The sequence below is a fragment of the Arthrobacter rhombi genome (assembly GCF_039526245.1).
Classification (GTDB): domain Bacteria; phylum Actinomycetota; class Actinomycetes; order Actinomycetales; family Micrococcaceae; genus Arthrobacter_H; species Arthrobacter_H rhombi.
The window spans coordinates 139,898-152,612 of the sequence record NZ_BAAAIV010000012.1; the positions used below are offsets into that span (position 1 = coordinate 139,898).

At 65.3% G+C, this 12,715-nt stretch carries 8 protein-coding genes; 5 read left to right on the top strand and 3 right to left on the bottom strand.

The features are described from left to right. Nucleotides 1–1,434: a phosphotransferase gene (locus ABD088_RS11345; RefSeq protein ID WP_343902042.1), complete on the bottom strand. Its 1,434-nt coding sequence runs from the start codon at nt 1,432–1,434 to the stop codon at nt 1–3. Between the two features lie 208 nt (nt 1,435–1,642). On the opposite strand from ABD088_RS11345, the gene nudC reads away from it, so the two are divergent. Both nudC and ABD088_RS11355 read left to right on the top strand, forming a co-directional pair. Beyond that, a complete protein-coding gene (gene nudC, locus ABD088_RS11350) occupies nt 1,643–2,593 on the top strand; it encodes an NAD(+) diphosphatase (protein ID WP_343902043.1) in 951 nt (316 codons plus the stop codon). Nucleotides 2,594–2,597: 4 nt separating this feature from the next. After that, nucleotides 2,598–4,718 carry an ATP-dependent DNA helicase UvrD2 gene (locus tag ABD088_RS11355; RefSeq protein ID WP_343902044.1) on the top strand — a complete coding sequence of 707 codons (2,121 nt, stop codon included), beginning with the start codon at nt 2,598–2,600 and terminating at the stop codon, nt 4,716–4,718. 13 nt (nt 4,719–4,731) lie between these two features. On the opposite strand, the gene ABD088_RS11360 is transcribed toward ABD088_RS11355, so the two are convergent. Further along, complete coding sequence (locus ABD088_RS11360; RefSeq protein WP_343902045.1) at nt 4,732–5,745, bottom strand: ThiF family adenylyltransferase; 1,014 nt, start codon at nt 5,743–5,745, stop codon at nt 4,732–4,734. A gap of 135 nt (nt 5,746–5,880) precedes the next feature. Here ABD088_RS11360 and ABD088_RS11365 point away from each other — a divergent pair, with 135 nt between their 5' ends. Then, nucleotides 5,881–6,552 (top strand): M48 metallopeptidase family protein, encoded by a 672-nt coding sequence (locus tag ABD088_RS11365; RefSeq protein ID WP_343902046.1) that lies wholly within the window; start codon nt 5,881–5,883, stop codon nt 6,550–6,552. Nucleotides 6,553–6,620: 68 nt separating this feature from the next. On the opposite strand, the gene ABD088_RS11370 is transcribed toward ABD088_RS11365, so the two are convergent. Then, on the bottom strand, nt 6,621–8,096 hold the full coding sequence (locus ABD088_RS11370) for a zinc-dependent metalloprotease (RefSeq protein WP_343902047.1): 1,476 nt from the start codon (nt 8,094–8,096) through the stop codon (nt 6,621–6,623). A 107-nt stretch (nt 8,097–8,203) separates the two neighbouring features. Here ABD088_RS11370 and ABD088_RS11375 point away from each other — a divergent pair, with 107 nt between their 5' ends. Beyond that, nucleotides 8,204–9,358, top strand: a complete 1,155-nt coding sequence (locus tag ABD088_RS11375; protein WP_343902048.1) for a YlbL family protein — start codon at nt 8,204–8,206, stop codon at nt 9,356–9,358. A 246-nt stretch (nt 9,359–9,604) separates the two neighbouring features. Next, complete coding sequence (locus ABD088_RS11380) at nt 9,605–12,541, top strand: UPF0182 family membrane protein (RefSeq protein ID WP_343902049.1); 2,937 nt, start codon at nt 9,605–9,607, stop codon at nt 12,539–12,541. Nucleotides 12,542–12,715 lie beyond the last annotated feature (174 nt).

The window sequence follows — 12,715 nt, forward strand, 5'->3', positions numbered from 1 at the left end:
CTACTTCCGGTCGGTATCGGGGTGGCTGTCGGCGTCGTGCTCGGCCTCGAGGACGACCAGCGGGATGGCATCCGTCGCGTCGTCCGGCTTCACCGTGGCCGGGGAACCCTCTGCCTCGCCGTCGGCCAGGTCGATGTCCCGCAGGAACGCCGGCTCGTCGTCCGCATCCTCGTCGTCGGCTTCCGCCAGTCCCTCGGCCGGTTCATGATCGGGCAACGGGGGTGCGGTGGCCGCCGTGGTGGGCCGTTCCTCCCCGTCGGTGGCGACGGAGGATTCCTCATCCCCAGCGGGCCCCCAGTGCGAGACGGCCGAACCCGTGGTGTGGGGAGGCGTCGTGGGTTGCGGGGGAGTCGACCCCTGGCCGGGGTCCGGCTGCGTCGACGTTTCCCCGTCCGTGGAAGCTGCGTCCGGGGACACGGCGTCGTCGGAGGAATCCGGGGCGTCCGCGGGCGGGGCCTCGGGGAGGGGCTGGCCGTGGATGTCCATGCGCGGGGGCTCCACGATGCTGATGGGCTGGCCGCCGAACTCGGCAATGTCGGTATCCAGGTCCCGCAACATCTGCTCGCCCTCGGCGATGCGCTCGGCGTCCTGGGTCGCCAACCCGCGGGTGAACCACTGGGCCAAGGCAAACTCGGCGGCCAGCGCGGCCCGACGCATGATATGTGGGTCCGCCAATTCGCCCCGGGCAGCGGTATAGGCCTCGATCACGGTGTCGGCAAAGGATTGTTCGTGGGCGGCGGCGAGCCAGGCGAAATCATCGGCCGGGTCGCCGATGCGCACGTCGGTCCAGCCCGTCACCGCCGCCACCTTGCCGTGCTCGAGCAGGAGGTTCTCCTCGTGCAGGTCACCGTGGACGACGCGGGGGTTGAACCGCCACAGGGCGATGTCTTCCAGGGCGTGTTCCCAGCGGCGCAGCAGGCGCGGCGGGATCCGCCCGGTCGTGGCGGACTGGTCCAGCTCGTTCAGGCGGCGCTGCCGGAACTCCTCGGCCGTGTAGACCGGCAGGTCGGCACGATCCACGAGCTCTTCGGGCAGAGCATGGATCGAGGCGATGATGCGACCGATGTCCGTCGCGGTCGCTCCACCCGCAGCGACCAGCTCATCGAGGTCCATCACCGCACCGGGCAGATGGTTGTAGACGAAGGTGCGCAGGCTGCCCTGGCGCACGGTCCCGGCCACGGAGGGCAGGCGGAACGGCAGTGCGGCGCGGATGCCCGGCGTGAAGGAACGCAGGGCGGTCAACTCGGTCTCCAGGCGCATGCTGGATTCCTCGTGACGGGGCGAGCGGACACGCCACCGGTTCTCCTGCGCGTCGATGATCAGGGCCGAATCGAAGTCATCGGGATCGTCCGGGATGCCTGCGACGCCGACAGGAGTCAACCCGGGCACCGCTGCGGTCGCGATGGCGGCCAGTTCCATGGGAGATCTTTTCACGTACCCAACCGTAAGCCGCCGAAGGCCCCGGGGCCACGTGGCCGGGGCGGCGAGTCGCCGGAATCCCCGAACCCTCCCAGTCAACACACCGCGGCCGCACAGGTCATGTGGCGCCATGGGCCGCCCCGCCTGGAACTGTCGCAGTCCCGATTCCACACCGCGTCCTGCCGGTGTGCGGTCACCCCCTGAACCTCAGTACGGTAGGAACATGACATTTCGCCAGGACCCCGTCGCCGTGCCGGCCATCGACTACCCGCTGCTGGGGGACCTGCCACTGACCCACGGTGGGGTGGACCGTGGATGTGAGCGCCGAGCCGATGATTCCTGGCTTCCCTCGCTGATGCACGACGACGGCACCCGGGTCCTGCTGCTGTCCCGCGGCAAGGCTCCGGTGCGCGATGGTGCGCTCGTCCTGGTGGGGCCCGGTGACGTCCCCGCCGGCGCGCGGTGGGTGTACCTGGGCCGCTCGGCGGGACGGGAGATCGTGCTCGCGGATCTGGACCAGGCCCCCGATACTCCACCCGATGACGCCGATTGGCTCGGGCTGCGCGACGTCGCCGCCGGGCTGTCCGCCGACGACGCAGGATTGTTCGTCGAGGCCGTGGCGATCGCCAACTGGCACGCCAACCACACCCACTGCCCCCGCTGTGGGACGGCGACTGAGGTGGTGCAGAGCGGCTGGGTCCGCGTCTGCCCGCAGGATGATTCCCAGCACTTCCCGCGCACCGACCCGGCCATCATCGTGGCCATCACCGATGCCGAGGACCGCCTGCTGCTCGGGGCCAACGCGCAGTGGGGCGGTCGGCGCTACTCGACCTTGGCTGGTTTCGTGGAGCCGGGGGAGTCGTTGGAAGCTGCAGTCGTCCGCGAGGTCGGGGAGGAAGCGGGCATTCAGGTCCATTCGGCCCGGTACGCCGGCTCGCAGCCGTGGCCCTTCCCCTGTTCGCTGATGCTGGGCTTCACCGCCGTGGCGCAGTCCACCGCCGTCGTACCCGACGGGGAGGAGATCATCGACCTGCGCTGGTTCAGCCGCGAGGAACTGTCCCGGGAGATCATCGAGGGGTCCATCGGGGTGCCCTCCGGCGTCTCGATCTCCAGTGCCCTCATCGAACACTGGTACGGTGGCCCGCTGCCCGAACCGCGTCGGATGGAGAACTAAACGCATGGCATCACTGGAAGAGCGCATCCTGGGCGGACTCGACGATGAGCAGCGAGCCGTCGCCACCACCCTGAACGGGCCGCTCTGCGTCCTCGCCGGCGCCGGGACCGGCAAGACCCGGGCGATCACGCACCGAATCGCCTATGGCGTGCATACCGCCGTGTACAAGCCCAACCAGGTACTCGCCGTCACGTTCACCTCCCGGGCCGCCAGTGAGATGCGCACACGACTGCGGGACCTGGAAGCAGGGGGCGTGCAGGCGCGTACCTTCCACGCCGCGGCCCTGCGCCAGCTGCAGTACTTCTGGCCGCAGGCCATTGGCGGGCAGCTGCCCGCCATCGTGGACCACAAGGCACAACTGGTCGCCGAGGCGGCACGACGGCTGCGCATCACCACAGACCGCGCCTCCATCCGCGACATGGCAGCAGAGATCGAATGGGCGAAGGTCTCGATGCTGACCCCGGAGGGTTACGTGGAGGCGGCCACTGGGCGCGCCGAGCCGGCGGGGTTGGATTTGCGCACGGTGGCCCGGTTGTTCCAGTCCTACGAGGACGTCAAGGCCGACCGCCATGTGATCGACTTCGAGGACGTCCTGCTGCTGACCGTGGGAATCCTCGATGAGGACCCCCGCGTAGCTGCCTCGGTCAGGGAGCAGTACCGGCATTTCGTCGTCGACGAGTACCAGGACGTTTCCCCGCTGCAACAGCGCCTGCTGGATTTGTGGCTGGGTGGCCGCGAGGAACTCTGTGTCGTGGGTGATGCCAGCCAGACCATCTACTCGTTCACCGGTGCCACGCCGTCACACCTGCTGAATTTCACGGTCGCACACCCGCAGGCGCCCGTGGTGAAGCTGGTGCGCGACTACCGCTCCACACCCCAGGTGGTGAACCTGGCCAACCGCCTGCTCTCATCCCGGCGTCTCGAACCCGGCGCCGCCGGCCGTGACGTCCAGTGGGCGGCACCGCTGCAGTTGCTGGCCCAGCGCGAGCCGGGTCCAGAACCCGAATTCACCGAATGCAGTGATGACGAAGCCGAGGCCGCCCACGTCGCGCGGCGGATCCGCTCCCTCACGGACGAGGGCGTTGCCCCCGCAGGGATCGCCGTGCTGTTCAGAACCAATGGGCAGTCCCAGGCCTACGAACAGGCGTTGGCAGCCGAGGGCATCGGATACCAGCTGCGCGGCGGGGAACGCTTCTTCCAACGCCGTGAAGTCAGGGACGCGATTTTGGCCTTGCGGGCTGCATCGCGGCAACCGGCCGACGACGCCGTCCCGCAGGTGTGCCGAGATGTCCTGGCTTCTTTGGGATATGCGGCCCAGGCTCCGTCGGCGACCGGTGCCGTCCGCGAACGCTGGGAATCGCTCTCGGCCCTCGTGGCACTCGCCGATGAACTCGCCACGGCGCGCCAGGATCGGGACTCGCCGTTCACGCTGTTGGAATTCGTGGCAGAACTCGACGAGCGGGCCACTACCCAGCACGCACCGACCGTCCAAGGCGTCACGTTGGCCTCCTTGCACTCGGCCAAGGGCCTGGAATGGGATGCGGTCTTCCTCGTTGGGATGAGTGAGGGCCTGATGCCCATCTCCTTCGCCGAAGACCAGGGTGACTACGACGAGGAACGCCGCCTGCTGTATGTGGGCATCACCCGAGCCCGCAAGCACCTGTCCCTGAGCTGGTCGACCGCGCGTACCCCGGGAGGTCGTGCCAGTCGCAGGCCGTCACGGTTCCTGGATGGCCTGCGCCCGCAATCCTCCAGCCAGGTGTCGGCCAAGACGCCTGGTGGCGGTGTCAGGAGGCGCAAGGCCGCGACGCCACCGACCTGCAGGGTCTGTGGAACGCTGCTGGGGAGCGCTGCAGAGCGCAAGCTGGGCCGATGCCTGGATTGCCCCTCGACCTACGATGAAAAGGTCTACGAATCGTTGCGGGAGTGGCGGTTGACAACCGCGCGGGAGGCCGAGGTTCCGGCGTTCGTGATCTTTACGGACGCCACCCTCATGGCCATTGCCGAAGCGATGCCGGATACGCCGACCGCGTTGTCCAAGGTTTCGGGGGTGGGGGCGGCCAAGCTCGAACGGTACGGCAAGGACGTACTGGACATCCTCGGCGCAGGCTCGACTCCCGCCTGAACGACACGTCGGCTCATGCTGCGGGAATCATGCAGGTGCAGCCGGGCCGTGGCTCCACCGGAATGCGCTCTACCCCGCCTGTTGCCAGGTCGATGCAGAGCACCGCATCCGCTGCCGATGGGACGTTGACGCCATCGAGCAGCATCATGACCTGGAGGGTCGCCAGACCAGCGGCTGTCGCGGACAACGCCAACTCTGCCGTCGAGCTGGCGCTCCGGGGCGTTCCGGTGGCCCTGGGCCCGTCTGCCGCGAGGTGTGGTGAGGACTGTGCGCAGTCCAGGCAGGACGTCAGGCCAGGAATGACCAACGGGCCGATGCGGGCCCAGGCCGGGCCGAAGATGACCGGCAGATGGGGGACGCGGGTGGCGGCCAGGTGGCTCAGCAGATGGTCAGGCAGGGCATCGCATGCCGTCACCACGATCACCTGTGCCTTCAACCCCTGGTCATCGGGGCCGGGGGTCCAGTGGGAGAGCCGGGTCCGTGGCCAGGTGGCCTCCAAACGGTGCGCCAAGGCGACCGTGCGGGGTTTGCCCAGATCGGCTACGCGCAGCGGTCCCGCCCCCACATCGCCAGGCTGGACCGGGAAATCGTCGTGAAGATGCAGCGCGCCCACACCGGAGGCGGCGAGCAAAGCGGCGATGGATTGTCCGCAGCGGCCCAGGCCTCCGACCCGGACCATCGCCGCGCTGCGGTTCCGGACAATCTGTCCCGCTGCGGCGCCGTAGGCCACCGAGAAGGCATTGACGTCGGGAACCAGCGTTGCGCCGAGCACACCGGGGAGCCGGAAAGGGTCTTCGAGGACTGGGGCCAACATGGTCAGCAGTTCCGCACGTCGACCGGTTCCCGGACGGAGGAGTAGCGGAACCTCCGACGGGTGGTCGGCTTCCTCCGGCGATCCGGCAAGAGACCTGATGTAGTCCTGGTCGGTAGCCGAAAGACCGGATATCCACAGTCCGTCCTTGGCCCCTCCGACGCGAACCGTGGTCTCGGATACGCTAACGACCTGAAGCCCGGGAATGATGCGCATGTTCGTCTCCAATGCTCGGTCCGGACGGATTCCGGTGGGGATATCCTGACAGGTCGAATCCGCAAAAATACCGGTATCCACAGGCTCCGGTGGGCGCGTGCCCGCCGGTTCAAGATCAGGAGGAGAGGAAGCACCATGCCGCAGCATCCGACAGAGCGTTCCATGCATACCCCGGATGGGATAGCGGTGCGCGTCCTGCGTTCAACGCGTCGACGTCGAACCGTCTCCGGCGTCTGGAAGAACGGGGAAGCCGTGATTTCGGTCCCGGCCACGCTGAGCCTGCGTCAGGAAGACGACTGGATTGAACGGATGGTGCCGGGGATCCTGGCTCGGAGAGCCAAGGCCCTGGACCGCTATGGGAAGAATTCCGATGAGGAACTCATGCAGCGCGCGGGGATGCTGAACCGCAAGTATTTGGACGGCAAGGCCGAGCCACTGTCAGTTCGGTGGGTCCGAAACCAGACGACCAGGTGGGGATCGGCGTCTCCTGGATCTGGTGCGATCCGATTGAACCAGCAATTGCAGGGCATGCCGATGTGGGTCCAGGACTACGTCCTGATCCACGAACTGGCACACCTCATCGCCAACGATGGACACGGTCCCCAGTTCAAGGCATGGGAAGGGCGATATGGGCGCCGGTCGGAGGCGAAGGCCTACCTGGCGGGAGTTAGCTTCGGGATGTCCACCCGGGGTGGAACCGGCGCGGGCGGCAGCATCCCAGACCAGCGAGAGCAGTCTCTCCGGGACGACCCGCGGGATCAGGATGAGTACGACTGGTGGGAAGAGACGCCGGCCGCGTGGGGCTAGCAGTGAGAAGGCCGGCTCCTCCAGGTGGAGGAGCCGGCCTGTGCAGCTGCAGCTTGGGGGAGTAAGCCCTAGCGCTGTTCGCCGGCGTCGCCGGTCGAGTTGTCTTCGTCGCCGCCAGATTCGGGATCTTGCGGGTCCTCGACGTCCCCGGTTTCGGAAGCGGCGGGGGAGTCATAGCCTCCATCAAGGAGCCGGTTCAGTGCCTCGTCAAGTTCGCCGTCGGATGCCTCTGCCAGGGCCCGCCGTTCCGAAAAGCCTGCTGGATCGTCAAGATCCTCGGCACCCGGCATGAGATCGGGGTGCTGCCAGATCGCATCGCGTCCTTCGTAACCACGTTCTTCCTTCAACAAGGACCAGAGGGTAGCCGCGTCACGCAGACGCCGCGGACGCAGTTCAAGGCCGACCAGGGAGGCGAAGGCTTGTTCGGCGGGGCCACCTGTTGCTCGGCGACGGCGCACGGTCTCGCGCAGTGCAGCGGCGGAAGGCAAATTCGCTGCCGCGTCGGCGACGACTTCATCGACCCAGCCCTCGATCAGGGCCAGTGTAGTTTCGAGCTTGGCCAGTGCGGCTTCCTGGGCTGGCGTGCGCTGGGGCATGAACAGCCCCTCCGTGACGGCACCTTGCAATGACTCGGGGTTCGATGGGTCGATGTCGCGTACGGCCTCCTCGATCCGCGACATGTCGATGTGGATGCCTCTGGCGTAGTCCTCGATGGCTCCGAGGACGTGCGATTGCAGCCATGGCACACGCTGGAACAGCCGCGCGTGGGCGGACTCGCGGAGTGCGGCAAAGAGCAGGACCTCCTGCTCGGGGATGTCGAGGCCTTCGCCGAAATGGGCAATGTTGGCCGGCACCAAGGCAGGCGCCTCGGTCGTCAGCGGGATCCCGATATCGGTGGATCCGAGCACGTCCTTGGCCAAACCCCCAACAGCAGTTCCCAGCTGCATGCCGAACATCGCCCCACCCAGGTTCTGGAACATGCCCTGGGCCGAGCCAAGCATGGCCTTGAATTCCTCGGGTACCTGGTCGCGCATGGCAGTGCTGATGGCCTGGGAGACACTGACGGCGACTGGCTCGGTGAGTTTTTTCCACCGGGGGAGCGTCTTCTCCACCCATTGGGCCCGGGAATACGATGAGAAACCAGAGGACAGGGCCTCAAATGTCGTGGCCCGGTCCAGCCACATATCTGCCAGGCGGCCGGCCTCGCTGATCGCCGCTGCGCGTGCCGTCGTCACGCTCGGGTCGTCGCCGGCAGCGGCTTGGCGTGCCGAGTCCTGGGCAAGCTTCCAATTCACGGGACTGCCGTCACCAGAGGACATCGCGCCCATCATGGCTTGCATCTGTCCCATCATGGCCTGCATGGAGGCGGGGTCTGAAGGCATTCCCATGGCGCCGAACTGGCGTTGCAAGTCGGCTGCGTCCACGCCTTCGGGGAGCTGGCCACCGAAGAGGTTGGAGAGCATCTCGGAAAAGGGATCGTTGCGCCCGGAATCGTCCGGGTCATCTGAGCCGTCGGGTCGGTTGTTCGGGGGGTTCTCAGCCATGATTCCACGGTAACCCCGCAATGTGGGCAGACCCTATGCATTCGCCGGGAGGTTCGCTGTCGGCACAGCGCAAACAGTTACGCACCTTGTACCCTTGGGGAGATCGAATGCGCACCGGCCCCACGGGCCGGCGAAGGCCGGAAGGAAAAGAAACCACGGTGACCCAACCGCAGGACCCCCAGGAGAGTGCTGGCAGCGAGACCGCCTCTCCGCCTCCGCCGCCCCGTCGTCCCCAGCGCCGACTCATCATTGCCACGTGCCTCGCGGTCGTCTTGGGATTTACCGCCCTTGCCGTACCTACCCCGTTCATCGTCGAGCTGCCCGGCCCTGCCTTGAACACGCTGGGCAAGGTGAATGAGAAACAGATCATCACCGTCGACGGGCATGAGTCCTTCCCGGCCAAGGGTTCCCTGGACATGACGACCATTTACGTACTCGGCGGAGCGCAGACCCGTATCCCCTTCCTGCGAGTGCTCCAGGCATGGGTCAATCCGCATGAGGACGTCTATCCAGAGGAAGCGTTGTACCCGCGGGGGGCAACGGATGACCAGATTAGCGACCGCAATGCGGCCGAGATGGACGATTCGCAGCAAAGCTCGATCGCTGCGGCCTTGGGGAGCCTGGATATCGGCTATACCCAGGAACTCCGAGTTGCCGGGTTGGCCACAGATACGAACAAGGGGCTGTTGGAAACCAATGACGTCCTCAAGGACGTCAACGGGAAGACGATCACCGATCTGGACATGCTCAAGGCTTCCCTGCGAGCCGACAAGGGCGGAAAACCGCACCTGACGGTCGTCCGCAGCGGAAAGAAGAAAGAGGTCTCGGCGAAGACCACCGTGGGCGAAGACGGACAGCCCCAGCTCGGTGTGTATCTCGGCACGAAGTACACTTTTCCCTTCGATGTGAAGTTTGGCCTTTCCAATGTTGGCGGGCCCAGTGCTGGCATGATGCTGGCGCTGGGGATCGTCGATACGCTCACCGACGGTGACATGACCGGTGGCAAGGCCTTCGCCGGTACCGGAACCATCGACGCGGACGGAAACGTCGGGCCGATCGGGGGCATCGCGCAGAAACTCGTCGGCGCGCAGAAAGCTGGAGCTGAGTATTTCCTGGCGCCAGCGGACAACTGTGCCGATGTCGCGGGGCGCGTCCCGGATGGACTGACCGTCATCAAGGTCTCGACCCTGGACCAAGCCCGCAAGGCGGTTGAATCCATCGGCTCCGGGGCGGACCCGGGCTCATTTCCCGGCTGCAGCTAAGGGCCGGTCCCTGCGGATAACGCACGCAACACGACGTCGGCGTTAGCGAGTTGACCTCACTCAAGGCAGAATGGACACTGTGCCATCCTCTCCGATGAGGGGTACCCAGTAGCTCGTACTGACAATGAGGTTTAATAAGTGAGTTTCGGTCCTGACAACCCGTTCGGTCGACGCCCCCAAGGGTCCGGAGACGACGACGGCGGTGGCCAGCGGGCCGCTGCGCCCCCTAGGAAGTCATCGCCACTGGTGCCGACCATCGTCATTATCGGTATCTTGGTGGCGGCGTTCATCTTCTTCGCCAACATCTACGCCGACGTGCTGTGGTTCAACCAGACCGGCTTTGCCGAGGTGTTCTGGACCGAGCTCCTGACGAAGATCATCATCTTCGTGGTGGCTTTCGTCGTCATGGCAGGTGCCATCTGGGCCAGCCTCCAGGTGGCCTTCAAGACACGCCCGGTGTACGCGCCAGATCTCCAGGCGTCGGACAACATTTCCCGCTACCAGGCGCAGCTCGAGCCCATCCGGCGGCTGCTCATGTGGGGCATCCCGCTGGTGATCGGGGCCTTCGCCGCCACCGCGGTCGCCTCCCAGTGGAAGACCGTCCTGTTGTTCATCCACCAGGTGCCCTTTGGTGAAGTCGACCCGCAGTTCCACAAGGATCTGTCGTTCTACATGAACTCGATGCCGTTCTATGGACTGCTCGTGGGCTACTTCATCAGTGTCGTACTGATTGCCGGCATCGCCGGACTGCTGACGCACTACCTCTACGGCGGTGTTCGTATCCAGGAACGCGGCGGTGTCTCGATTTCCCGGCCCGCCAGGCTGCATGTCAGCATCGCTGCTGCTCTTTTCCTGCTGCTCCAAGGCGCGAACTTCTGGTTGGATCGGTACAACACCCTGGAAAACCAGGGCGGTCGCGTTGCCGGTGCGCTCTACACCGATGTCCATGCGGTCATCCCCACCAAGACGATCCTCGTGGTTGCTGCACTCATCGTCGCCGTGCTCTTTGTCGTCGGTGCCATCATGGGCCGATGGAAACTCCCGCTGGTCGGAACCGCCATGCTCGTGGTCACTGCCTTGGTCGCCGGGGGCATCTACCCGATGCTCGTCCAGCAGTTCCAGGTCGTCCCCTCGGAGAAGACCCTCGAAAAGCCATACATCCAGAACAACATCGACATGACGCGGAAGGCGTATGGGCTGGACAAAGTCCAGGCCAACCCCTACAAGGCGACGGTCGACACCGCCAAGAACGCCCTGGCCAAGGACAAGGCCACCACGACCAACATCCGCTTGCTGGACCCGGATCTCGTGTCCGACTCCTTCGCGCAGCTCCAGCAGTTCCGTACGTACTACAAGTTCGCGCCCACGCTGAACGTGGATCGCTACGAGGTGGACGGAAAGACGGAAGACACGGTGATAGCCGTCCGCGAAGTGAACGTTGACCCGACCGACAGCTGGGTCAACCAGCACGTCACCTACACCCATGGATACGGTGTCGTTGCTGCTTACGGTGCCAAGGTGGGTGCCGGCGGACGCCCGGACTTCATGCTTTCGGGTATTCCCACCCAAGGCGTGCTGGGCAGCGACGCCAGCTATGAGCCGCGTATCTACTTCGGTGAATTCTCGCCGCAGTATTCCGTGGTGGGTGGCCCCGAGGGCTGGAGCCCTCGGGAGCTCGATCGCCCCTCCGACAAGTCAGGTGAAGGCGACGCGAAAACCACCTTCGAAGGAAATGGCGGCCCGTTGGTCGGGAGTTTCTTCAACCGGCTCGTCTACGCCCTGAAGTTCAGCTCCACCGACCTGCTGCTTTCGGACGCCATCAACAAGGACTCCCAGATCCTGTACGACCGTGGTCCGAAGGAACGCGTCGAAAAGGTCGCTCCCTACCTGACCGTGGATTCAAACGCGTACCCGGCCATCGTTGACGGTCGGGTGAAGTGGATCGTTGACGCCTATACGACCAACGATTCCTTCCCATATTCGACGGCCCAGCAGCTGGATACAGCCGTACGCGACTCGTTGACGGGGGATAACCGGACCAATGCCCTTTCCGGCAAGGTGAACTACATCCGGAACTCCGTGAAGGCAACTGTCGATGCCTACGATGGATCCGTCGACTTGTTTGCGTGGGAGCCGGACGAGCCGCTGTTGCAGGCGTGGCAGAAGGTCTTCCCGGCAACTGTAAAGCCGATGTCGGAAATGTCTGGCGACCTGATGAGCCACGTGCGGTATCCCGAGGACCTGTTCAAGGTCCAACGGACCCTGCTCGGGGAATACCACGTCACCGATCCCGATGACTTCTATGAATCCAACGATGCATGGGTGGTCCCGAACGATCCGACGAAGACGCAGACGCCGGTCCCGCAGCCGCCGTACTACCTTTCGTTGCGCATGCCCAAGCAGGAGAGCGAGACCTTCTCGCTGACGAGCACCTTCATTCCGAAGACCAGTTCGGGAGGCCAGCAACGCAACGTCCTCTACGGATTCCTCTCAGCAGAAGCCGACGCCGGCAATAAGGCCGGGGTAAAGGCCGATGGTTATGGAACGCTCAGGTTGCTTGAGTTGCCGCGCAGCACGGTGGTGCCCGGACCTGGCCAAGCCCAGCAGAACTTCGACTCCAACACCACGGTGTCGACCCAGTTGAACCTGTTGCGGTCCGGTGCCTCCAAGGTCATCAACGGCAACCTGCTCTCCCTGCCGGTTGGTGGAGGCATCCTGTATGTCCAGCCCGTCTACGTCCAGTCGACTGGTGAGACGTCCTACCCGACGCTGCGTAAGGTGCTGGTCTCCTTTGGCGACAAGGTCGGTTTCGCCGACACGCTTGCCGAGGCGCTGGACCAGCTCTTCGAGGGATCATCCGGTGCGGCGACGAACGAGGGCAGCGCAGGCAAGACCCCGACCAAGCCGGACGCGTCGGCGCCGGCTTCGGCGAATCAGCAGCTGAAGGATGCCCTCTCTGCGGCCGATGCGGCCATCAAGGCAGGCCAGGAGGCGCTCACCAAGGGCGACTTCGCTGCCTACGGTAACGAGCAGAAGAAGCTCAGCGACGCATTGAACAAGGCGCTCAACGCCGAAAGCGAGGTTTCGGGGGATCCCGCCCAGGGCAAGTCGAACGATGCCTCGTCGGATTCCCCGCTGCCGGGGCAGGACGGTTCTGCGCCGGCTAACGATCCCAACGGCTAGTCCTTTGCGGAGGCCATGACCGTCAGGCGGTGGTGCAGGGCAGTGATCTGCCTTACACCACCGCCTCTCGATTTGAGGTTCGGCTGCGAAGGTGCGATGCTTGAAGCACGCCGCGGGGTGGAGCAGTTCGGTAGCTCGCCGGGCTCATAACCCGGAGGTCGCAAGTTCAAATCT

Bases quoted from the DNA above. Each gene is read 5' to 3' on its own strand.
- ABD088_RS11365 (WP_343902046.1), top strand. From the start codon at position 5,881: ATGCCGCAGCATCCGACAGAGCGTTCCATGCATACCCCGGATGGGATA.
- ABD088_RS11360 (WP_343902045.1), bottom strand. From the start codon at position 5,745: ATGCGCATCATTCCCGGGCTTCAGGTCGTTAGCGTATCCGAGACCACG.
- nudC (WP_343902043.1), top strand. From the start codon at position 1,643: ATGACATTTCGCCAGGACCCCGTCGCCGTGCCGGCCATCGACTACCCG.
- ABD088_RS11355 (WP_343902044.1), top strand. From the start codon at position 2,598: ATGGCATCACTGGAAGAGCGCATCCTGGGCGGACTCGACGATGAGCAG.
- ABD088_RS11370 (WP_343902047.1), bottom strand. From the start codon at position 8,096: ATGGCTGAGAACCCCCCGAACAACCGACCCGACGGCTCAGATGACCCG.
- ABD088_RS11375 (WP_343902048.1), top strand. From the start codon at position 8,204: ATGCGCACCGGCCCCACGGGCCGGCGAAGGCCGGAAGGAAAAGAAACC.